The organism is Psychrobacter sp. SHUES1 (assembly GCF_001652315.1).
Lineage (GTDB): Bacteria > Pseudomonadota > Gammaproteobacteria > Pseudomonadales > Moraxellaceae > Psychrobacter > Psychrobacter faecalis.
On the sequence record NZ_LXWA01000064.1, the window covers coordinates 1 to 24,087 of the forward strand.

Genomic DNA, 24,087 nt, shown 5'->3' on the forward strand with positions numbered 1-24,087 from the left:
GGTGTTGATGGTGTAGAGTGCTAGATTATAGCTATCCCACACGTCGATGGTCAGCTTCTTGCCTTTAGCCAGGCTAAATTGAATGGTGGATTTAAGACTTTTCTTTCCTGATTTTTTGACACCTAAGTATTTGATTGCTGCTTTTTTAAAAGGAATCCAACCAAGTGATTTACGCTTAGATTTTGGGTTATTGGTTCGCCAGTTTAGTTTGGCTTTTTTGAATTGCTTGCGAGATTTAGCATGGGTTTCGGTGATGGCTTGTAAGGTTTGACTGTGCAAATTCAAAAACTCGCCACTACCTTTTACATAAGCCGCAATATCATAAGCTGAAAAGAAATGATTGGTGCGTTGAAGATGCTTAAAACTCAAGTCATTCACATAGTTCCACACAAAATTAACCGCACCAGCCAGTTTATTTAGCTGATTGGCGTGTTTGTCTTTGATGCGACACTTGAGCGTTTTCATAGAGTGATTATGGTCTTAATAAGTTTGGGTGACAAGTCTGTTTTAAGGCTGAGCGACAATAGCTGACGCCTGATATCCACGCCCTAGAAGGGACGTGGTTTTACAGCGCTTTTTGATAAAAAGTCAAATTGGTTATTTTAAGCGCTAAGCCAGTGTAAAGTGTAAGTCTTACTTCTAAATCGCTCATAACTTTAATAATACATTGAAACAGCACAATTGTAGTAGGCTATCGTATTATTATTTCAGCTATAACGCTCAGTTGTGCCCTAAAAGCATGTTCAATACTGACGACTTTAATACCACCCTTTGGATAATACGTATGAATACTCGCGCCGCCTCTTTGTTAAAGATTACGCTTGGTACCTCTTTATTATTATCTTTGCCTATAATGGGAGTCGCCGCCAACACGATGCCACAAAAGTGGAAACTGGACGTGCCTAAGACCAGTGCTGATTTTGAGGTCAAGTATTTAGGCAAGGCGACCACTGACGGTAAGTTTCGTAAAGTAAATGGATCGATCAATTATGACGTCAAAAAGCCTGAGAGTACGACCATTAATTTTACCGTGCATACCGATAGCATCGATACCGAGCGCAAGCTACGTGACTCTTTTTTGCGCCGTAAAGAGCTGCTCAATACGCAGCAATATCCGACGATGACGTTTGTCTCAAAAAAGATCAAGATGATTACGCCGAAAGAAGCCAATGTCACGGGCGACTTTACCGCTTTAGGTCAAACCAAACCGTTAACGGTAAGAGTGACTTTATCTGATGTAGAGATTGACCCCGCCACCTCTCAACCGACGTTAAAGTTTCGCGCGACAGGTATGGTCGATCGCTATAGCTATGGAGTGACAGCTTTCCCGAAACTGATTAGCAATATCATCCCCCTTGAGATATCAGGGAAGCTGATTGCAGCCAATTGATTAAGTGACAAAAAACCCAACTTAGAATTTCTAAGTTGGGTAGATAACACCATAGATTTTTAAGACGATACTTACAGAAACGCTTAATTATTTAAAAATATTATGACCTAAAAATGACTCGAAAATCGATTAAATATTAAAAATATATTTTCTAACGTTTTTAGTACTGCCATATTTGCTCTTCTGCTATACCAGTCTTATCTATTTTATTTCTTCTTTTCTGAATTTTAGTATCTATTTTTTCTTGCTTTTTCATCGCCTTTTGGTTGATATCGTCTATCATTGCCTGAATCTTTTTATCAATTTTATCCTGTTCTTTTTGACGCAGCTTGTCTACTTTATCCAGCTCTTTTTGACGCACCTTGTCTATTAATCAACGTGCCAGTACAAAACAGGTACACGTCCTTAAGCTCGCTTTAAATTAGCGAACTAGATATAACACTAACAACGGTCAACTATAAAACAACACATCAAGCTTGGTTATAGAGCGGCTGGTCGAACTTTGCGTTACCATTTAACGACTCATGGTGCATTATGTTTCGACACTAACCTACCCAGCAATCTATTTACAGGGCTTTTATAATATTTCAAAACCAAAAGTTAATCACAAAAAAAAGAGCCACCAGATTTCTCTAGTAGCTCTTTCTTGTTTAAACGCTAACTAAGTTAGGTTTATTACACCAAACTATTTACTGCATCAACCACAGCGTTAGTGGTAATACCGAACTCTTTATACAGCTCATCAGCAGGCGCTGATTCACCATAAGTCGTCATTCCGATAACTTTGCCATCTAGACCGACAAACTTATACCAGTAATCGACATGTGCTGCTTCTACCGCTACGCGGGCGCGGATATTAGCTGGCAATACCGCTTCACGGTAGCTCGTCTCTTGCTCTACGAAAATCTCGGCACATGGCATAGAGACCACACGCACGCCAACGCCATTTGCACTTAACGTCTCGTGCGCTTGCATAGCTAAGCCAACTTCTGAACCTGTCGCGATGATAATCGCTTGTAGCTCACCTTCCTCTTTCGCTAACACATAGCCACCTTTAGCGATGTTAGCGACTTGCTCACTATCACGTGCTTGATGTGGCAAGCTTTGACGGCTAAAGATCAATGCTGATGGATTGTTTTCGGACTTAATCGCTTCAACCCAAGCGCTAGCAGATTCGGTCGCATCACACGGACGCCATGTGCGTAGATTTGGTGTGGTACGTAAGCTCGTTAATTGCTCAACTGGCTGATGCGTCGGGCCATCTTCACCCAGACCGATAGAGTCATGAGTATAAACATGAATCACACGCTGCTTCATGAGTGCGCCCATACGTACCGCATTACGCGCGTATTCCATAAACATCAGGAAGGTTGCCACGTAAGGGATGAAGCCGCCATGCAGCGCGATACCATTGGCAATCGCGGTCATACCAAACTCGCGCACGCCATAATAGATATAGTTGCCATCGCTATCTTTTTCGATGCCTTTCGCGCCTTTAAATAGTGTAAGGTTTGAACCTGCCAGATCCGCTGAACCGCCCAACAATTCTGGTAGTAACGGCTGTAAGGTATTGATCGCATTTTGACTGGCTTTACGACTGGCAACATCACCGCCCTGCTCTTGCGTTTGCTGAATATAGGCTTGTGCTTGGCTTTCAAAATCCGCTGGCAATTCACCGTTTAAGCGGCGTAGTAGCTCGCTTGCCAATTCTGGATAGGCTTTTTTATAGGCTTCAAAGTCCGCATCCCAGTTCTTTTGCTGTACGTCGCCTTTAGCTTTAGCATCCCATGCTTCATAGATTTCGTCATCTAATTCAAACGGCGCATGAGTCCATGCTAAAGCGTCACGGGTCAAGACGATTTCATCATCACCAAGCGGCGCACCATGACTAGCTGCTAAGCCTTGCTTGTTCGGGCTACCCGCACCAATCGTCGTTTTACAAATAATTAAGCTTGGCTTAGCGGTCTCAGCAATGGCTTGCTCAGTGGCTTTGGTAATCTCATCGGTATCGTGACCATCGACTTTGATGACCTGCCAGCCATAGGCCTCAAAGCGCGCTTGCGTATCATCAGTGAACCAGCCTTCGACATCGCCATCGATTGAGATGCCATTATCATCATAGAAAAAGACCAATTTGCCCAAACCTAACGTGCCAGCCAATGAGCAAACTTCATGGCTGATACCTTCCATCAAGCAGCCATCGCCTAAGAACGCATAAGTATGATGGTCAACGATGTTATGGCCGTCACGGTTGAACTGCGCCGCTAGTGTCTTCTCTGCAATCGCAAAACCAACGGCATTGGCAATACCCTGACCTAGTGGACCCGTTGTGGTTTCAATCCCTGGCGTATAGCCAAGTTCAGGATGGCCTGGAGTTTTTGAATGCAGCTGACGAAAGCCTTTTAAATCATCAACGCTGACATCATAGCCTGATAAATGCAGCAAGGAATAAATGAGCATCGAGCCATGACCGTTTGATAGTACAAAGCGATCGCGGTTGTGCCATTGCGGGTCAGCAGGATTGTGCTTTAAAAATTTGCGCCACAATACTTCGGCAATATCAGCCATGCCCATCGGCGCGCCTGGGTGTCCAGAATTGGCTTTTTGAACCGCGTCGAACGACAGTACACGGATGGCATTGGCAAGTTTGCGTTCATTAATTGGGGTCGGCATAGAGTGTCCTAATATTCGAATGAAAAGTATGGAGCATAAGAGAAAGGGTTACTCAGAGGGCAATCCATCAGAAATACGACAAAAATACAATGGATGTCATCAAAAGATAGACTATAAAATCACATGCAATATTAACATATTTGCCATCTGGCAATCTAAAAATGCGCTGACAGAAGCGTTTGTATTTAACAATCATTCGTATCAGTTTTATTAAACCAATACGTATGAAAAAACCGCGAGTCAGCAACCAACCCGCAGTTTAGATAAAAAACTAAATCATTAAGCTAAAATGGTTTCAACTCCGCCCATGAACGGACGCAATACTTCAGGAATGGTGATACTACCATCAGCATTTTGATGATTTTCCATCACTGCCAATAACGTACGACCGACTGCCAAACCTGAACCATTTAGCGTATGCGCTAGGCTGGTTTGCTTGCCATCTTTAACGCGCGTGCCCATACGGCGAGCTTGGAAGTCGCCACAGTTTGAGCAGCTTGAGATTTCACGATAAGTATCTTGGCTTGGCAACCACACTTCGATGTCATAAGTTTTTTGAGCGGCAAAGCCCATATCGCCAGTACATAGTTTGACCACACGGTACGGCAGATTCAACTGCTGCAAAATGTACTCAGCTTGTGCCGTCATCGCCTCAAGTAAGTCATCTGATTGCTCAGCGGTAGCGATATTGACCATCTCAACTTTTTCAAACTGATGCTGACGGATTAGACCACGGGTATCGCGACCATGCGAGCCCGCTTCACTACGGAAACATGGCGTATGGGCGGTAAATTTTAACGGCAGCTCTTTGATATCCAAACGCTCACCGCGTACCAAGTTAGTCATGGGCACTTCGGCCGTTGGAATCAGATAAAAATCTGTACCTTCGTTATTGGTATGATTGGTCAATTTAAACAAATCATCTTCAAACTTCGGCAATTGACCCGTACCTTTTAAACTCTCAGCGTTCACAATATAAGGCACGTAGGTTTCAGTATAGCCGTACTTGATGGTATGGGTATTGAGCATAAACTGAATCAAGGCACGATGCAGTTGCGCAAGCTGACCTTTTAAGACGTTAAAACGGCTACCAGTCAGCTTTGCAGCGGCTTCGAAATCAAGCATACCTAGCGTCTCACCGATATGAGTATGGTCTTGAATCTCAAAATCAAACGCGCGCGGCGTTCCCCATTTGCGCACTTCGACGTTATCATCTTCTGATGTCCCGACTGGCACATCGGCGGCTGGGATATTTGGGATTTGCATGGCCGCTTGGCTAATACGCTCTTGCAAGGTACGCAGCTCATCTTCAGCTGTCTTAATCTCACCGCTGACACTTTGCATCTCAGCCAACAGTTCGCTGGCATCTGCGCCCGATTTTTTTAGCGCACCCACTTGCTTAGCACCGGCATTACGACGCGATTGCAGCTTTTCGGTTTTGACTTGCAAAGACTTACGTTCGTTTTCGATACTTTGCCAAAACGCCATATCAAGCACATAACCACGCGTGGCCAGCTGCTGTTGTAAATCCGTTAAATCACCGCGTAAGAGTTTTGGGTCAATCATAATAGTTGCCTGTAGCGCCAAAAGTGAGTAAGAAATAAAAAGGGAAAATAGTAGCCAAGTATAGTGCTTAGATATCACTAGCCATAAATGAGATAAAACAAAAAATAGCGCGCAAAGCCTTATAAAACCACTATAAAGCTTTGCCATAAGGCCACGTCAATCTGAATAATAAATAATAGTCACTATCATACCAATACCGAGCAGATTTGACCATGTTTTGGCTATATTTTGCCACAGTCTAGCACTTTCTTTGCACAAGCTTTATGGGTTAAATAACAAATAATAAAAGTCACATCATGCTCTTATACATCAAGTTCTCTCATTGACCTTAGTATAAATAAGGATGCTATCTGAAAAATAACCGAGCTATTGGTCGACAGACCCGCTTATATGTTTCATTTAAGAGCAGTTTTCGGTAAGATAAGCGCATATCTTTATTCTACTTTCCGCCAAGCATCGCTAAGTATGGCATCGCAGCCTCGCTTTGGCGCTTTTCATCCCACGCTTTTAAAATACGTATCTGAGAAACCTTTATGGCCCTGTACCCCTACACGCTTCAACCTGTCGCCTTAAACCTAACCGAGGCCGAATTTCATCAAGCCCAATATGAGCTATTTGCCAGTGCCAGCCCGTCGTTTGGTCTGTCGAGTATTAAGATGAAAGAGTGGATTATTATGGCAGTCGTCGTCATATTAGCCATCGCGGGCTTGGTTTTTTTAACTGGTTATTCGACCATTATCTTTTGGCTTATGCTAGCGGCGGTGGTCATTTATCTATTGGTACGTACCCTTGGCTTTAAATGGTATGTCAAAAAAGAGTTTGAAAAACAAGTTGCTGACCAAGAAATGCCTGATGAGATGCGTCAGATGAAATTGGGCGTGCAAAAGCATGGTTTAGTCATGGCAATGCCAGTCAATCAGCCTGACATGTTTAATAGCAATCAGATGCGCGGTATGCAGATGCGTGCTGGTAGCACTCAGCAAGCGGTTATTCCTTGGAGCGCCGTCAAAAGCTGGGATGAAACCGATGACTACATCTTCATGATGTTTGAGCTAAAAGGTCAACAGGGCAGCCAAATCATTCCTAAGCGTTTACAAGCGCAAAAATTCCCAATCGATACCGTACGTCAGCACCTACAAGAAGTCATTGCCGTTAAAGGCTTAAACCCTGAAAACTTACAGCCACCTGCAAAACTATAAAAGTGACTTTTAAATTAAGAAGTGGCTTTTAGAGTGCTGTGGTTAGTCGTTTTTTATAATTCAGCATTAAACTTGTATAGGTGTTGGCTTTATAAAATAGTATGAATAGCGTGGATATTGTGACTTTATAATTCTATCAAATCAATCACAGACTTAGATTAATTGAATTTAACTTATCATAGTATCTTTGCTATTATAATAAGCATAAACAGACAAGGTATAGATACCTAAAAACCTGTAGAAGATATATAACGAGCATAGCAATGCAGGATATGACTTGCTACACTCTTAGACTTCTACATTTGCCTTAGATGATTAAGTCTAAGTTTATAAAAATAACCAATCTCTTAAATCAACACTCAAACTATAAGGATAATATTATGAGTAATACTAATAATGCAACCAACCAAATCGGTCTAGAAAAAGCGGATATGAGCGAAGTGATTGATAAGTTAAACGACTTATTATCAAGCTATCATATGTTTTATATCAACGTACGTGGTTATCACTGGAACGTAAAAGGTGAGCATTTCTTCACCTTGCACCCACAGTTCGAAGAGCTATATACCAATTTGCAAGTAGAAATTGATGAAATCGCTGAGCGTATCTTAACCTTGGGTGGCACGCCACTGCATGCTTATAGCGACTTTAGTCAACATACCAACATTCAAGAAGATAAAAACGTTAAAGACGGTAATGCTTGCGTGCAAGGGGTAGTGACTGGCCTACAAGCACTGATTGAAGAGCAACGTGAAGTGTCAGCATTGGCAGAACGAGCGGAAGACCAAGGTACAGCAGACTTAGTTGATGAGTACGTACAGCAGCAAGAAAAGCTGATTTGGATGTATAACGCTTTTTTGGCTAAATAACGGCTAAACAGATAAATACATAAAACCATTTATCACTCAATTCGTTTATTAACTGAATAAATAGTAAGTAAGGAAAAAGCACCTAATTTAGGTGCTTTTTTTGTGTTCGCTTTGCTAAAAATCGATAAACGTTAAGCTCTTTCAATAGCTGAACCTATTCTACTTCTCAATCCACTGGCGTATTTTTTCACGCTCTGCTGGCGTTGCTTGTAACCAAAGTTGCATAAACTGATCTAAAGTACTGGTAGAGGCAGCAGCGCTTGTCGTTTGCTGAACTGTGGTCACAGCACCTGTATTGACAGTGCTGGCAGTAGGTTGACCTAACGCAGCAATGGCACGTTGGTTTTGTAGCTCAGCATCATTTGCGCCGCCAAATACACCACCCAATGTTTTACCCAAACCTGATAGCAAACCACCTTGGCTGCCTTCCAAAGCTTGCTGACTGGCAACTACTGTATTATTCTGTTGCACCGCTAGGGTTGGACGCTTGGCATACTCTCTTGCTGCTTCATATTTTTCTGGCTGATTGGGCATAACGAGACGATAGGTCTGATTATCTTTTAATTCAGCCGTCACACTCACATTACCCGAGCGCAAATAATCGTGCTCATCACGGCGCAAGTTATATAAGCGATCATATTTAGCGGTAATCGCATGCTGACCAGGCTCTAAGGTAAACGACTTCGTCAGCGGCTGAAACGGGCTTTGCTGGATTTCTTGCCCATTGATAGCGGTCACTTTGATATGGTCATCAACAAGCAAGGTCACTGCCGCGTGCGATAACATCGATACTGAGCCTGCAGCAATTAATAAGGAGCCAACAGTCAGTTTTTTTAGCAAAGAAGCGTTTGGTTTCATAAGTTATTCCAGAGATAGTAAGGTGGCGTATAAAGGGCGTGTCTATGAACATTAAAAACTAATTATTAAAAGCTAAAGGTCAAAAAACGAAAGGTTAAAAGTCGAGCGGCATGGTATGTTGATCTTGATTAGCGACCTCATTGTCACCTTGCGTTTCTTGGGCGATATCAGCAAGCTCGGCGGCGAGCGTCTGCTCATCAATCGTGCGCAGCGCATCGCTAATGACCGCTTTGGATATATTACTACGACCAAGGTTAGAAAACATTGGCTGAATGTAATTTAGGACGTCCATCATAGCGCCGATACGATGCGGCCCTTCGGTGAGTAGATGATTGATAATACGCTCATCAAACTGCCAACCGCGGCGGCGTAAGATAGATTGTAGCAAAGCTTGACGGTCTGCCAAATCATGACCGGTTGGCACTTTAAAGCTTGGTGACTGCGCCAAACGGGTGAGGAGATCTGTTAACTGAAACGGTAATTCGGTCGCAGGTTTGTTGGAGGCAAAAATCAGCTGCCGTTGCCCCTCTCGGCTACGATTAATTAGGTGAAATAAGGCTTCTTGCCATTGACTGCTTTGCTCAAGCACTTCTAAATCATCAATCGCAATCAGGGAAAAATTTTCTAAAGAGGATAGAACATTGACATCGGTATGAATCAGCTCATTCAATGACAGACAAATCGCTGATTTGTCCATCTCGATAAACGACTCACAGATGGCGGATAATAAGTGCGACTTGCCCGTCTCTGGGCTACCAAATAGGTACAACTGACCTATCAGGCCGACATGTAGCTGCCGCACTGCATCGATAATAGACATCCAACCTGGACCGGCAAAGTCGCTGAGACTCGCATCATGCTTAATGTCCAGATTGAGACTTAGCTGTGCTTCTGCCATGAATCATCAACTCGGTTTGCGTAGCGCAATCACTAAAAAGGCTAAACGACTAATATTCTGTAAACTGGCTTTGCTAACTTTCACATTTAGCAAAGCCAACCTAATAACGGCAAATACCGTTAATACTGCGCCTATATATAACATATTTGCAAAATGACTGACAAGTCTTTTACCCATTAAGCTCAATCTATCATTATTCATAGACTGTCTGGGCGATTTATTTTTCTTCAAATAACGCCAATTGTTTACGGCCTTTATAAAAGTCAGTGGATCGATAATAGGCGTACAAATGACGGAATAAGACGTTGAGGACAGCGGATACCGGTAGCGCAATCAGCATACCGACGAAGCCAAGTAAACTCGCCCCTGCCAATACGGCAAATATAACCCATAACGGCGATAAACCGATTTTGTCGCCCAACAATAACGGTTGTAAAATATAACCCTCTGCCGCTTGTCCGACCAAAAACGCACCAACTACTAAGGCTAGATAAGTCCAATCCAGACCAAATTGGAATAAAGAGGCGATAATCGCGGCGATAAAACCGATACCAAAGCCCAAATACGGCACGAAGCTTGCGATACCAGCCACCATACCAATAATCAAACCAAGCTCAAGCCCGATAAGCTGGAGCTGTACGGCATAAATGACGCCCAATAATACCATGACCAATAACTGACCTTTAATAAATGCCATCAAGGCTTGATCGCATTCTTTAGCAATGGCAATCACCTTTTTACAATAAGGCGCCGGAATTGCCATCTTCCAAGTATGCAGACGTTGATCCCAATTAAATAGGAAATAAAAGGTTAAAATCGGCACCAGTACAATCAAGCCAGCGTTGTTAATAAAATTCATACTAGAGGCCAAAATTTGGCTCATCATGCTGCTGGCATCAGCGAACTTATAATTGGTCTGCATATAATCAACCAAGGTATCAGAAAAGCCTTTGGATTCTAATTCTGGCAGACGAATACGGCTGTTATTGATAAACCACTCACGCACGACTTGGTTATACCAATTTAATACTTTGGGCAGATATTCCCACGCCGCTTGCAGTTGATGCCATAAAGTCGGTATTAACCACCAAAGCAGCAGCACCATACCAAGCGTAATCGTCGAATAAACAATAATAATCGCCATCCAGCGCTTGATATATTTTGATAAACGCTTGACCAGCGGATTAAACAAATACGCCAACACAAAAGCCACGACAAACGGCACGATGACCGGCATCATCAAATACAATAAAAATACCGCTATAACAATCGCAACGACGATAAATAAGCGCCGAAAAAAGGGATCTATTGGTTGGTTTATCATTAAGGGTAACCCTACGATTAAGTCAATGTAAAATACTGGCATCTGATGATTTATTCACTGAAATATGTCTTCAGCAACTTTATATTTGTCATGGTCATTAGCAGCGTCATCGTCGTAGGTTTTGCCAACGACTTTGGCGTTCTATTATCGCAGAGTCGAACAAAAAATCAGTCATTTTTTGTTTCTTAATTTTTTATTGCACCTAAGACAGCTTTATTAGCTCTCTTCTGCAAATATCCGCCAAATATTGGCAAGTTGCTTTGCGGCTAAGGGTCATTTTTGGGTATAATGCGCGCACTATCTGCAAAATTAACACGACCGATCCGCTTTTCTACTGACAGACCTTCATTCCTTATAAATTTGTGAGATGACCATGAGTAACAAGCCTTCTTTAAGCTACAAAGATGCTGGCGTTGATATTGATGCCGGCGATGCGTTGGTGCAACGTATTAAATCAGTGGCAAAAGCCACCTCTCGTCCTGAGGTTGTGGGCGGACTTGGCGGTTTTGGGGCGCTTTGTCGTATTCCGACTGGTTATACCTCACCGTTGTTGGTTTCGGGCACTGACGGTGTCGGTACCAAGCTCAAATTGGCCTTGCAATTAAACCGTCATGACACCATCGGTATCGATTTAGTTGCCATGTGCGTCAATGATTTATTGGTTTGCGGTGCTGAGCCATTATTCTTCTTGGATTACTATGCGACTGGTAAGCTTGATGTCGATGTCGCGGCAACTGTTGTCACGGGCATTGGCGAAGGCTGTAAATTATCAAATTGCGCGCTTATCGGCGGCGAAACCGCTGAGATGCCGGGCATGTATCAAGACGATGATTATGACCTAGCAGGTTTCTGCGTCGGCGTAGTCGAAGAAGCGGAAGTCATCACTGGTGAAAACGTCGGCGAGGGCGATGTATTGATTGCCCTTGCTTCAAGCGGCGCGCATTCTAATGGCTACTCATTGGTACGTAAAGTCATCGAAGTCAGCGGCGTTGATGTCACGACAAGCGATGAGCAATTAGATGGTCAGCCTATTCAGGATACACTGATGGCACCGACACGTATTTATGTTAAAGCCATTAAAGCCTTGCAAGATAGCCTTGGTAGCTCAGCCTTACATGCGATGTCGCATATCACTGGTGGCGGCTTAACCGATAACCTGCCGCGTGTACTACCAGATAATTTAGCCGCTAGTATTGATACGAGCAGCTGGCAGTTCTCAGAGCTATTTACGTGGCTACAAACCCAAGGCAATATTGAGCAAAGCGAGATGTACCGTACCTTTAACTGCGGCGTCGGTTTTGTCATCGTTGTACCTAAAGACAAAGCTGAGACGGCCATCAAGACCTTAAATGATGCAGGCGAAAAAGCTTGGAAATTGGGTGAAATGGTTAGCCGTGAAGCGGACGCCGTGGTGTACCGTTAATGCCAGACGACAATTTAAAAAGCATGGCAAAGCAACCCGCTAAGCCGTTACGCGTCGCTGTTTTGGTATCGGGTAGCGGTAGCAACCTACAAGTATTAATCAATGCCACGCAAGCTGGCGCGCTACCGATTGAAATTGTTGGCGTCATTAGCAACCGTGAAGATGCTTATGCCATTACACGTGCCAATGACGCTGCTATTCCAGTCGCCGTCTTATCTCACGTTGCTAGCGGCAAACGCATGGGTATCAAAACCTTTGAAACCCATGCTAATGCTCAATTAACCACTTGGCAGCCTGATGTGATTGTGCTTGCAGGATTTATGCGCGTGTTAAGCGGCTCATTTATCGATAATTCGCCTGCGCCAATGATTAACCTGCACCCTGCTCTGCTGCCTGCTTATAAGGGCCTAGATACCCATCAGCGCGCGATACAAGCAGGTGAACGCCATCACGGCTGTAGTATTCATGTAGTAACTGCAGAGCTTGATGCCGGTGCGGTGTTGACCCAAGCGCTGCTTGAAGTCAATTACAAAGACACTGCGGATAGCCTGCAAGCACGCGTACAAAAAGGTGAGCATCAACTCTTACCGTGGACCCTATTACTGATTGCTAAGGGCATTATTGACTTAGATCATCCGCCTGAGGATACTAAATCATCTTATCTACCGGCTTTACCGTTAAAGCTATGGTTAGATTATTAAGCTTTTTTAATAAACTAAAAAGCGGAATCCATAACGGGTTCTGCTTTTTTATGCTTAATTCAAAGATAATATATAGCAAAAAAACACCTCGTTACTTAATAACGAGGCATTTCAAATGATAAATCTAAAGCAGTTCAATCATTAAGCTGGTTTTTTATTAACCACATGTACTGCTTTAATATTGACAAATTCTTTGATACCAAAGCCACCATGTTCACGGCCATAGCCTGAATCCTTCACGCCACCAAATGGCAGACCTGGATTGACCAAATTATAGCCATTGATATAAACCATCCCCGTATCGAAATGCTGCTGCGCTAAATTGATCGCTTTCTCTTCATCCTTTGAGAATATAGCACCGCCGAGACCATAGCGACTATCATTGGCAATACGGAAAGCATCGTCTTGGTCTTTGGCACGAATAAGCGCGGCAACGGGACCAAATAACTCATCTTTATAAGCAGGTTGATCTGGTTTGATGTTCTCTAAAATCGTTGGTGGGTAAAATGCGCCTGGCTTATCAGGTACTTCACCGCCGATCGTAATGGTCGCGCCTTTATCTACGCTTTCTTGCACTTGCTTGTGCAAGGTATCGCGCTGTTTGCTACTCGACATCGGACCTACGTCAGTTGACTTTTCCATTGGATCGCCAACTTTATAGCTGTTGAATTTTTCGATCACCAAATCTCGGAATTTATCATACACGCTATCGACGACGACAAAACGTTTGGCGGCAATACAGGTTTCGCCATTATTGTATAAACGTGCATGGGCGCAAGTTGCTGCTGCTAGATCTAAGTCGGCATCCTCTAGCACAATAAAGGCATCATTCGAGCCAAGTTCCATAACCGTCTTTTTCAGTACTTTTGCGGCTTGCTGCGCCACTACTCGGCCAGCGACATCACTACCCGTTAAGGTAACACCGCGTACTTTTTCGTGCTGGATCACTTTTTCAGATTGATCATGATCGATAATCAAGGCACGGAATAAGCCTTCCGGTAAGTCAGATTCTTGCATGATTTTTTCAATCAATTGACCTGAGCCAGTCACGTTGGATGCGTGCTTAAGCAGGATACTGTTACCGGCCATCAAGTTAGCAATGGTATAGCGGAATACTTGGTAAGCTGGGAAGTTCCACGGCTGGATACCATAGATAATACCGATAGGGTCATAGCTGATTAGACCTTTTTTAATGCCTTCGATATCGCGTTCGTCGTCAGCTAAAGCAGCGACGCCTTCACCCGCGGTAAAATCACAAATCGCTTTACATAAATCTACTTCAGCTAAGCTTGCCTCTAAGGTCTTACCACGCTCTTCAGTCATTAGCTTTGCAAGCTCGTCCTTATACTTCATTAGCGTCTCGCCAATCGAGTTAATGACTTTGGCGCGCTCATCGGCACTAACCAAACGCCATTTTGAAAACGCTGCGTGCGAGGCATCGATGATTTTGTTCACTTCATCATCGCTCATATAAGTGTAATTTTTAATGTCTTTACCTGTTGCTGGGTTCACAGTGGTAATATCTGCCATGATAATTGTCCTTATTTATTTACTTATTATGTAATGGATACTTATTAAACGAGCCATGATGACTAGGAAATACTCTATCATTAAGTGTGTCGATACTATCGAATCACTTAACAATGCTCGCTTTAGTTGTCTTTTTTCTTAATGTCCATTTAGCATAACAAAATGCACCAGCAGTAGTTTTACAAGTTATGAAGAAGTGTGCGTAAGATGTTAATAGTGTGACGCCATTATAAAAACTGACTTTATTTTAAGAAATTAAACTTAAAGAACCTTTTGATTCAAAGAGCTTCTTAATTTAAAAACCTTGATATAAAAATGGAGGCAATAAAAAAACCAGCCCATGATAAATGCGCTGGTTTTTAAAAGTTGTGCTAAAACAAATGGTTAATGACTGGAATCTCTGGCGGCGGATTTTCTTCTTCGGCAACCACTTGTCGCGCCACATGCATAATCAGTTGACGTAGCCAACGATGCGCTGGATGGTGCTGTAACAGTGGTGACCACGCCATCGTCAGCTCAAACTCAGGGATAAAAAACGGCGGCTCTTCCATAATGATACTGTCATTATTGGCCTGCATTCTCGCCACCCGCGTCGGTAAGGTCGCAATTAAGTCTTTATTGGCGGCAAGCATCGCTGGCATTTGATAGTGACGGGTAAAGACGCTGATTTGGCGCTTCTGTCCTAGGCGTTGCAGCGCCTGATCGATAGAACCAAGCCCGCCCGATTTTTCTGGATTGACCCCAAAGCCAACGCCCATACCTGTTTTGGACACCCAAACATGCTGCGCTTTGAGATAGTTTTTTAAATTAAAACGATTGGCATACGGCCCTTCAGCGGATAACAGACAGCTAAATGTATCGCGCCAAACCAATACTTGGTGGAAACTTTGCGGAATCTCATTAAAACGGTTAATCGCTAAATCCACGCGCCCTTGCTCCATATCACGGTAGGAGACATCAGATGGCGTCAAAAAATCCAAAATCACATTGGGTGCTTCAGAACGTAGCGCTTTCACCAGTTTTGGCACCAAAGTCGCCTCAGCATAATCTGAGGTCATAATACGAAAAACCCGCGAGGTACTATAAGGACGAAACTCAGTACGCGGCTCAAGCACTTGCGTCAAATCTGCTAATATCTCACGAATACGTGGCTGCAGCTCAAGCGCGCGCTCGGTCGGCGTCATACCTTCCGATGAGCGCACCAATAACGGGTCATTAAACAACTTACGTAGGCGCCGCAAAATATTACTCATCGCCGGCTGGGTAATGCCGAGCTGCTCAGCTGCACGTGTGACGTTTTTTTCACGCAGTAGTACATCTAAATGTACCAACAAATTCAAATCAACCCGCTGCAAATTCATATCTATTTCTCTTTACCGTAGAATAAATGCCACCACAAGCTTAAAAAAGCGCGGCATCTTCCATTCTATTATTTTACAAAATTGTTTTGCGACTGCTTAAATCAAGCGTTTTTCTATCTAAATAATTTTAATATACGCTTATTATACCCCAGTTTACCCTGCTCAAGCCATTGTTATATCTATACTATAACCAAATGAAATACCCAAGATAATAATCATAAACTAGATAAATCAGGGTAACCTAGCTATAGTGCTTAGCAAGCGCTGATAAGTCATTTTTAAATCTTATGCCATCAGCACGGCTTTTAACGAATCAATGATGCCTGCTATTTTATCGCATTTTTATACTAAAAGATGGATAGAAAACTTATTACGTAAGCCCTATTATGCAAGCCGTTTTTTTATAAATTTGGCGTTTTGCTCGCGGCAGTTTTTAGGCTTGAATTGATGCTATATACGCTCTAGGGTAATAAGTGGTTTAACTGGCAAGCACATCTTAACTAAAACAGCGTCAATTAAATCTAAAAAATAAAAGCTGACCAATAAGACAGGTTTTATTTGCTTTTATAATCATTTTCTTATAGTTTAGTAAAGATTGCTCAGGCAAAAGGTTTATATCCCAAACTTTACTTTTGCCAGTGTAGTTCTTTCCAAGAATCATTATTTTATCAGCAACACTTATCTGCATATTTTACTTAAGTAATTTACATCCCCTTTAATCCCCACCCCACCAAGGAGACTATAGATGTCAACTGCATATAAATCAGCGATTGATCTAGTACGTGAACTAAAGCAAAAGCACGGTAACTGGCAGAATATCAGCGAGACTGATGCCGCACGTATGATGATGCAAAACCGTTTCAAAACTGGTTTAGATATCGCCAAGTATACTGCAAAAATCATGCGTCAAGACATGGAAGATTATGACAATGATACGTCTCAGTACACGCAATCTCTAGGTGCATGGCATGGTTTTGTTGCTCAGCAAACCATGTATGCTAAGAAAAAATACTTTGGCACTACCGCTAAAACGTACATCTACCTATCAGGTTGGATGGTTGCTGCCCTACGTTCTGAGTTTGGTCCACTACCTGACCAATCTATGCACGAAAAAACGTCTGTGCCTAAACTAATCGAAGAAATCTACACTTTCTTACGTCAAGCTGATGCTAAAGTGTTAAACGACTACTTCCGTGAGCTAAACGCTGCAGAAGAAGCGGGTCAAGACACTTCAGCTATCCTAGAAAAAATCGAAAACTTCGATTCACACGTTGTGCCAATCATTGCTGATATCGATGCAGGTTTCGGTAACGAAGAAGCGACTTACTTGCTAACTAAGCAAATGATCGAAGCGGGTGCTTGTGCTATCCAGGTTGAAAACCAAGTATCTGACGCAAAACAGTGTGGTCACCAAGCAGGTAAAGTCACCGTACCGCATGAAGACTACATCGCAAAAATCAATGCGATTCGTTATGCATTCCTAGAGCTAGGTGTTGAAGACGGTGTTATCGTTGCACGTACTGATAGTGAGGGCGCATCACTCACGCAAAAAATCCCAGTATCAAATGAGCCAGGCGACCTTGCTTCTCAATATATCGACTTCCTAGAAATGGAAGAAGTGACCATCGAAGAAGCAAAAGAAAATGACAGCCTTCTTAAGCACAACGGCAAATTGGTTCGTCCTAAGCGTCTAGCTAACGGCCTATATCAGTTCCGCGAAGAAACCAACATCGACCGCGTCGTACTTGACTGTGTAACCGCTCTAGAAAACGGTGCTGATCTACTATGGATCGAAACACCTACTCCAGACGTAGAACACATCAAAATGATGGTTGACCGTATTAAAGAAGAGCAGCCAAAAGCGAAGCTTGTATACAACAACAGCCCATCGTTCAACTGGACGCTAAACTTCCGTAAGCAAGTTATCGCTCAGTGGGAAGAAGAAGGCAAAGACGTATCAAGCTACAACAAAGACAACTTGATGAGTGCTGATTACGACGGTACTGAGCTTGATGAAGCTGCTGACATCGCTGCGAAGAACTTCCAACGTGACGCATCACGCGAAGCGGGTGTCTTCCATCACCTAATCACGCTACCTACTTACCACACCACTGCACTTAGCGTTCATGAACTTGCTAAAGGCTACTTCGGTGAAGAAGGTATGCTTGCTTATGCAGCTGGCGTCCAACGTAAAGAAATCCGTGAAGGCATCGCTTGTGTTAAACACCAAGCAATGGCGGGTTCTGACCTTGGCGATGATCACAAAGAAATCTTCTCGGGTGAAAACGCCCTTAAAGCTGGTGGTGGCAAAAACACCATGAACCAGTTCTAATGTCCGATTACTTATAAGTACATTTTATAAGTACCCGATATAAGAAAGCCGTCCTACCTTGTAGGGCGGTTTTTTTTGACTTTAAATAATTTCCCTGTATAAAACGATAGCGTTATTAAAAAGCGATTTAATTAATAGCTATTAAATTTTTTTAACAGCTATTTAGGGCGTGTCTTCATTTTAAAAATGGTGATAAAAATGAGATAAATTGCAGTCAAACAAGGAAAATAGCGCCGTTAATATCGGGATATTACCTAGCTATTTGATGAAGTTTGGCAAAATTTAGCCATTTTTAGCCCATTTAGATGTCCATCAATTGAATTGAAGACACGCCCTAGTATCCACTAATCAGCCAAAGTAAAACTTTTACTTGTCATTGTTCGATAGCTTTCATACGATGGTAATTATTTAACAAATATTACTAACCATTCATAACTATAATCGGGAGCCATCATGCAAGAGATAGAGCTGAAGTTTCTAGTACCAGAATCACGCTTAAAAGGTTTGATGCGCCAAGCGAATATTAAATCCTCACAGCTCACGCAGCTGGCCGCGCATTATTATGACACTCCCGATCAGCAGCTCGCTAAGGCGGGTATTGGCTTACGTATTCGTCAGGAAGGCGAAGCGTGGGTACAAACCATCAAAGCAGGTGGCGACGGTATTGCAGCGCGTTTAGAGCACAATACGGTACTAGATAACCAACAAGTCCAAGCGATGTTGGACACCAATACGCTCATGCCTGATTTGAGCATTTATCAAGACACTCCCATCGCCCCTGCTCTAGCGGCGTTTAAACTAACGAAACTGGCTAAAACGCTCACCCGACTGTATGTCACCGATGTCGAGCGTATAACGCGATTGCTCACAGATAATAGCGACAAGGACAGCAGCAATCAGATTGAAATGGCATACGACTGCGGAGCGATTATCCACGGTAGAGATGATACTCAGCGCGATAGCATTCAAGAAATCGAGTTTGAGCTGATATCAGGCGATGTAGATTTTTTATTTACGACTGCCAAAAACTGGTGCCAGCGCCATAAACTCTGCTTGTCGACAGTGACCAAAGCCGAGCGCGGTGGTTTATTAATTACGGAGCAACAACATAGCCGAGCGGTTAGCGCCAATCTTAGCGATCTAACTGTCGATAAAGACAGCAGCAGGCCGGCATTTATACGGGCAGTCGTACATAATTGCCTATTGCAAATATTACCCAATAGTAGCGCCATCGTCGCAGGCAGCACTGCTGATGAGCACGTTTTACAATTGCATAACGGCATTCAGCGCCTACGTACCGCGCTTAAGGTATTTAAAGGCTTCTCTGATGAGCTCAATCCTGATTGGGCAATCATCCTTAAACAAACAGCGACTTTACTGGCTGATTATCGCAAGCTTGCTTATCTTGCCAGTCATATCGAGCCCTACTTACAAGCGCATGAGGCACCAAGCGTTGATTGGTCGGCAGAAATTGAAGCGGCGAAAATCACTCCTATCGATGCGGTACGTGCCAATAATTTACAACTGACGTTGCTTGAGCTAATAGCCTTTACCATGAGTGACCCCAACCTTGAACCACAGGCGAATAAACGCGCCGCTCATAAGCTTAGAAAAACATTGGACAAACGTTATAAAAAATTGTTGAAAGCTGAGAGTAAGCTCCATGAAGCTAGGAATGCTAACGCGGATAGCAAAGATTTAACTGGTGTCAATTTGGAGACCGTGAGTTCAGAAAGTATTAACTTAGAAGGCGTTAATTTAGAAAGTAGAGAGCCGCAAAGTCTGCAGACGAAGGATATAGATTTGCCAGCCAAGGACGAAAAACAAGCCCAGTATAAACTGTACCGACAGCTTGAAAAATTGCGCTACGTTAGTGAATTTGCAGCGCCCTTAATCAACAATGAAAATCTCAAAAATAAAAAGCTTAGCACTAAAAAGTCTGAAAAGAAAAGTAAGCGCTTCCTAAAGCGTCTCGTAAAAGCACAGCAAGCGCTTAGGCAACAACTTGATACCAATTATTATCAGCAGTGCTATCAATATAAAGCGAGCACAGACTCGAATGCCTTGTACGGCGCAGGCTGGTTGAATGCTTCTTTAATAGATACACAGAAAAAGTCTAAAAAACGCTTAGCTAAGCTTAAATCTGCGGATAAGTTCTGGTAATAAAAACTAAAACTGGCTTTTTGACCCTGTATCTTACTTATAATTAACTTAACCTTTACATAATTCAAAAAAAGACAGCGACCATCAGGTACGTTGTCTTTTTTTATGCGTAATGTTTTTAAGCATGATGTTTTTTAAGCGTAGTGTTTTCTAAGCATAGTGTTTTCGAGTAAATATCAACGAGCAATAATGGTCACAGTTGTGCCCTCGGTCACTTGTTCAAATAACTCCAAAATATCCTCATTGCGCATCCGTATACAGCCGTGAGAGAGCGGCTCGCCCATTGGTTCGCTGTCTGGTGTGCCATGAATATAAATATAACGCTGATAAGTATCGCAGCCGCCGTGAACATTACTGCCTTTATTCAACCCCTCTTCAAGACCGCGTAACCATAAAATACGGCTTAATATCCAATCGCGCTCTGGATACAGTTTACCAAGCTCTGCACTATAGACCTCGCCTGTCGGTTTGCGTCCCACAAATACCGCGTTCATGGGTTCATTGCCGCCGATTTTTGCCGCGATAATGTGCTTACCAAGGGGTGTGCAACCGCTATCTTGCTGGCTGCCAATACCGTTTTTAGCGGTCGATACCGTATATTGAGTCATTCCTTTATCGTATTTATATAGCGTTAACGTTTGCTGAGCAATGTTAATAACCAGTCGCACATCAGAATTTTCGTTAAACTCTTCGGTAAAGCTTTCGTTATTTGTCATAAGATTTTCCAGCGCTCATAAATCTACAGCGGTTATTATCAACTGCGTTGAGAGTAAATAGTGAGCGAAATGTTTGCGTTTTTCTATTATTAAGGGATTGTATCAAGGCTTTTGGCACCGTAATATAGGGGCACACTTTTTGATGCTAGCAGATTATGACGACTATTTCACCGACACGTGTGTCGATGTATGATTTTCTCTATCAAGATACCAAGCCGATGGTGTCATTATTGGCAGACGTGGCTAAGCTGTCATTACCGCAAGCGCGTTTGGCGATGGATGCCAGTTTGCAAGCGATTATCAGCGCCTTACTTGCTTATCAGCAGCATAATGATGGCCAAGCAGTGAGTAAAAAACTGTTTACTCGTACCGCCGTCAAAGAACTAAGACGATATAATTCAATGAATTTTTCGACCATCAATGCGACTTTATATTATCGCCAAGAGGTGGCCGATGCGATTTTTCATGAGAATGCGCGCGTGATCAAAGCCAGTGATTACATTGCAGAGCGCATTGAGGCGACGTCACCGCAAGTGCAAATACTACTCACCTCTTTATGCGTGATTGTCTTACGTGAACTGGCGATTTTAGCAGAATATAGCCAGCTTGATAATGAGGAGCTGGACAAATGGTTCGCCTTGCAGCCACAGTTTTTATCCGTCGAGCGCTTTGTGGCCAATAAACCAGCGTTAGAATCTACCGAGCGGGCTGAACCTAATGAGAATAAAAAAACAACCACTTCTACAGAATCTGGTTTACAACCTGACTTAAAGACAGAAGTAAAAAATGCCACAGAACGCACTTTGTTAAGCACAGCGCAGCTCGCTGATACCCCGCCCGCTTTTGATCCTTATTGGCACGAGTTGACGACGTTTAAACCTGAAAACCATGAGCCTGTCCAAGACATGCAGCTAGCGACGGGCAATTATTTAAAGGTCATTGGGCGCTCACCTGCGAATGCTCAGCAAGGCAAACATAATGACTTATTGGTGTTTGCCGAAATGTCAGCCATAAGCTTGCCACACCAGCGTTGGCTGTTGCAACTGGCGAAAATTTCAGAAATATATTTGCAGCGCAACCGCCTAAGAATTACCTCCGAGCCTGCCAGTCCGCCCAAACCACCTTTGGTCAGTTTGGGCTTAATCGGTGGCAATAACGACAATACGCCGACCACCACCAGTGAAAAGCCGATTGAATACGACGCGCCTATACCGCTCTGGAAAAATCCCGTTATCCTAATCATTATTGCGGTTATTGGCGTACTTGGCGGGCTAGCAGCGCTCAAATATCAAAGCCAAAAATCTGACGGTATCAAATTGGCCACAGAAGAAGTCATCGAGCAAGATCTTATCAAGGAGCGCCAACAGCAAGATGTGGCGATTGTTATGGTAGACGATGATGAAGATGGCGCTGAAGAACCAAAAGCGTCTCAATAAGAATAATTCATAGATAAATTTTGAAGTAGACGAAAATAGTTGAACAACCCTTAAAAAACCAAAAAAAAGGCGCTAACTTATTAGCGCCTTTTTTTATTCATACTTTATTTAGAACAATCTAAAAAAATATGCTTACTTCGATAAATCACGACCACGGCTGGCTTCAATCGCCAAACGTAGACCATTTAAACGGATGAAACCTTCGGCATCTTTTTGATCATAAGCACCGGCATCATCTTCAAAAGTGGCGATTTTTTCATCAAACAGTGAATCGTCTGACTTACGGCCGACGACGCTAACCGCGCCTTTGTATAATTTGACGCGTACGGTACCGTTGACATATTCTTGTGATTTGTCAATCAAGGCTTGTAGCATCATGCGCTCAGGGCTAAACCAATAGCCGTTATAGATAATTTTAGCGTAACGTGGCATCAGCTCATCTTTTAAATGCGCCGCTTCACGGTCAAGGGTTAATGATTCGATACCGCGGTGGGCTTTTAACATAATGGTACCGGCTGGGGTTTCATAGCAGCCGCGTGATTTCATACCGACATAACGGTTTTCGACGATATCCAAACGGCCAATACCGTGCTTACCGCCAATCTCATTCAGCTTAATCATTACTTCATAAGGCTTAAGCGCTTCGCCATCGATGGCAACGATATCACCTTGTTTGTATTCTAATTCTAGATATTGCGCTTCGTCAGGTGCTTCTTCTGGACTGACTGACCAGCGCCACATATCGTCTTCTGCTTCGGCGTATGGGTCTTCTAAGATGCCGCCTTCATAAGAGATATGCAGTAAGTTGGCATCCATTGAGTACGGAGATTTTTTCTTATTGCCGGCATAATCGATGGCGATATTATGTTCTTCGGCATATTTCATCAAGCTTTCACGGCTTGATAAATCCCACTCACGCCACGGCGCAATGGTGACCACGTCAGGTGATAAAGCAACGGCACCAAGCTCAAAACGTACTTGGTCATTACCTTTACCAGTCGCACCATGACTGATAGCATCAGCGTTATGCTCTTTAGCGATTTCAACCAAACGCTTGGCAATCAAAGGACGCGCGATAGAAGTTCCAAGCAGATACTCGCCTTCGTAAATGGCATTGGCGCGGAACATCGGGAACACATAATCGCGGGCGAACTCTTCACGTAAGTCTTCGATATGGATATGCTTGATACCCATGGCTTCAGCTTTGGCACGCGCCGGCTCAACTTCTTCACCTTGACCGATGTCAGCGGTGAACGTAATCACTTCTGCATCATAGGTTTCTTGTAGCCATCTGGCGATGATTGAGGTGTCAAGACCGCCGGAATAGGCCAAGACGATTTTATTAATATTTTTTGGATCAAGCTGAGCCATGAATAACTCCTAATATAAGAATTTATTATCGAATACATTTAATGAGAAATAAAAATGCGCAGGATAGGATAAAATAAATAAAAAATAGATTGCCTGCTCAGTGTACATCATATTTACGAGCGGCAAAAGTATCAGCGCCATTCGGTGCTAGGTTTTCACCGAAAATTAGCATGAATGCATATATAGGCGCTGGTTACTTATCAACGAAATCATAACGCTTTTATGTACAGATATTTCGCCGCATATTTAGTCAAGTAGGCAAATCTGTTATGATAGC

General features: G+C 43.1%; 18 protein-coding genes and 1 pseudogene. 8 read left to right on the forward strand and 11 right to left on the reverse strand.

Annotated features, from left to right (window positions below; all coding sequences use genetic code 11):
* A pseudogene (locus tag A7325_RS08705) lies at nt 1-465 on the reverse strand (RNA-guided endonuclease TnpB family protein); the annotation flags it as partial.
* A 319-nt stretch (nt 466-784) separates the two neighbouring features.
* Between A7325_RS08705 and A7325_RS08710 the strand changes: the two are divergent.
* A complete protein-coding gene (locus A7325_RS08710) occupies nt 785-1,390 on the forward strand; it encodes a YceI family protein (protein WP_068407059.1) in 606 nt (201 codons plus the stop codon).
* A 160-nt stretch (nt 1,391-1,550) separates the two neighbouring features.
* Here the strand turns inward: A7325_RS08710 and A7325_RS08715 are convergent, their stop codons facing one another.
* From A7325_RS08715 to serS, 3 genes are all read right to left on the reverse strand, one after another.
* Nucleotides 1,551-1,751 (reverse strand): hypothetical protein, encoded by a 201-nt coding sequence (locus A7325_RS08715; protein ID WP_068407062.1) that lies wholly within the window; start codon nt 1,749-1,751, stop codon nt 1,551-1,553.
* A 314-nt stretch (nt 1,752-2,065) separates the two neighbouring features.
* Nucleotides 2,066-4,063 carry a transketolase gene (gene tkt / locus A7325_RS08720; protein ID WP_068407065.1) on the reverse strand — a complete coding sequence of 666 codons (1,998 nt, stop codon included), beginning with the start codon at nt 4,061-4,063 and terminating at the stop codon, nt 2,066-2,068.
* Nucleotides 4,064-4,342: 279 nt separating this feature from the next.
* Entirely contained in the window at nt 4,343-5,629 is a 1,287-nt protein-coding gene (serS, locus tag A7325_RS08725; protein ID WP_068407068.1) for a serine--tRNA ligase, read from the reverse strand.
* Between the two features lie 533 nt (nt 5,630-6,162).
* Here serS and A7325_RS08730 point away from each other — a divergent pair.
* Together A7325_RS08730 and A7325_RS08735 are read left to right on the forward strand one after the other, a co-directional pair.
* Nucleotides 6,163-6,828 (forward strand): YcxB family protein, encoded by a 666-nt coding sequence (locus A7325_RS08730; protein WP_068407072.1) that lies wholly within the window; start codon nt 6,163-6,165, stop codon nt 6,826-6,828.
* Between the two features lie 380 nt (nt 6,829-7,208).
* Nucleotides 7,209-7,697: a Dps family protein gene (locus A7325_RS08735; protein WP_068407074.1), complete on the forward strand. Its 489-nt coding sequence runs from the start codon at nt 7,209-7,211 to the stop codon at nt 7,695-7,697.
* A gap of 159 nt (nt 7,698-7,856) precedes the next feature.
* On the opposite strand, the gene A7325_RS08740 is transcribed toward A7325_RS08735, so the two are convergent.
* From A7325_RS08740 to A7325_RS08750, 3 genes are all read right to left on the reverse strand, one after another.
* Entirely contained in the window at nt 7,857-8,555 is a 699-nt protein-coding gene (locus A7325_RS08740) for a DUF2057 family protein (RefSeq protein ID WP_068407077.1), read from the reverse strand.
* Nucleotides 8,556-8,649: 94 nt separating this feature from the next.
* Nucleotides 8,650-9,453 carry a DnaA regulatory inactivator Hda gene (gene hda, locus A7325_RS08745; RefSeq protein WP_068407080.1) on the reverse strand — a complete coding sequence of 268 codons (804 nt, stop codon included), beginning with the start codon at nt 9,451-9,453 and terminating at the stop codon, nt 8,650-8,652.
* A gap of 217 nt (nt 9,454-9,670) precedes the next feature.
* Complete coding sequence (locus tag A7325_RS08750) at nt 9,671-10,777, reverse strand: AI-2E family transporter (RefSeq protein ID WP_068407083.1); 1,107 nt, start codon at nt 10,775-10,777, stop codon at nt 9,671-9,673.
* A gap of 373 nt (nt 10,778-11,150) precedes the next feature.
* Here A7325_RS08750 and purM point away from each other — a divergent pair, with 373 nt between their 5' ends.
* Together purM and purN are read left to right on the forward strand one after the other, a co-directional pair.
* Nucleotides 11,151-12,200: a phosphoribosylformylglycinamidine cyclo-ligase gene (gene purM / locus A7325_RS08755; protein ID WP_068407086.1), complete on the forward strand. Its 1,050-nt coding sequence runs from the start codon at nt 11,151-11,153 to the stop codon at nt 12,198-12,200.
* 23 nt (nt 12,201-12,223) lie between these two features.
* The gene (gene purN, locus A7325_RS08760; protein WP_068407270.1) at nt 12,224-12,901 is read left to right on the forward strand and encodes a phosphoribosylglycinamide formyltransferase; all 678 of its coding nucleotides are present in this window, start codon (nt 12,224-12,226) and stop codon (nt 12,899-12,901) included.
* A gap of 141 nt (nt 12,902-13,042) precedes the next feature.
* Here the strand turns inward: purN and A7325_RS08765 are convergent, their stop codons facing one another.
* Entirely contained in the window at nt 13,043-14,431 is a 1,389-nt protein-coding gene (locus tag A7325_RS08765; protein ID WP_068407089.1) for an NAD-dependent succinate-semialdehyde dehydrogenase, read from the reverse strand.
* 371 nt (nt 14,432-14,802) lie between these two features.
* Nucleotides 14,803-15,792 (reverse strand): LysR family transcriptional regulator, encoded by a 990-nt coding sequence (locus A7325_RS08770; RefSeq protein WP_068407091.1) that lies wholly within the window; start codon nt 15,790-15,792, stop codon nt 14,803-14,805.
* A 745-nt stretch (nt 15,793-16,537) separates the two neighbouring features.
* On the opposite strand from A7325_RS08770, the gene A7325_RS08775 reads away from it, so the two are divergent.
* Together A7325_RS08775 and A7325_RS08780 are read left to right on the forward strand one after the other, a co-directional pair.
* Nucleotides 16,538-18,124, forward strand: a complete 1,587-nt coding sequence (locus A7325_RS08775) for an isocitrate lyase (protein ID WP_068407094.1) — start codon at nt 16,538-16,540, stop codon at nt 18,122-18,124.
* 453 nt (nt 18,125-18,577) lie between these two features.
* Nucleotides 18,578-20,287 carry a CYTH and CHAD domain-containing protein gene (locus A7325_RS08780; RefSeq protein ID WP_068407097.1) on the forward strand — a complete coding sequence of 570 codons (1,710 nt, stop codon included), beginning with the start codon at nt 18,578-18,580 and terminating at the stop codon, nt 20,285-20,287.
* 176 nt (nt 20,288-20,463) lie between these two features.
* Here the strand turns inward: A7325_RS08780 and A7325_RS08785 are convergent, their stop codons facing one another.
* Nucleotides 20,464-21,003 carry a L,D-transpeptidase gene (locus A7325_RS08785; RefSeq protein WP_068407100.1) on the reverse strand — a complete coding sequence of 180 codons (540 nt, stop codon included), beginning with the start codon at nt 21,001-21,003 and terminating at the stop codon, nt 20,464-20,466.
* A 155-nt stretch (nt 21,004-21,158) separates the two neighbouring features.
* Here A7325_RS08785 and A7325_RS08790 point away from each other — a divergent pair, with 155 nt between their 5' ends.
* Nucleotides 21,159-22,439 (forward strand): hypothetical protein, encoded by a 1,281-nt coding sequence (locus A7325_RS08790; RefSeq protein WP_068407103.1) that lies wholly within the window; start codon nt 21,159-21,161, stop codon nt 22,437-22,439.
* A gap of 132 nt (nt 22,440-22,571) precedes the next feature.
* Here the strand turns inward: A7325_RS08790 and A7325_RS08795 are convergent, their stop codons facing one another.
* On the reverse strand, nt 22,572-23,810 hold the full coding sequence (locus A7325_RS08795) for an argininosuccinate synthase (RefSeq protein WP_068407105.1): 1,239 nt from the start codon (nt 23,808-23,810) through the stop codon (nt 22,572-22,574).
* Nucleotides 23,811-24,087 lie beyond the last annotated feature (277 nt).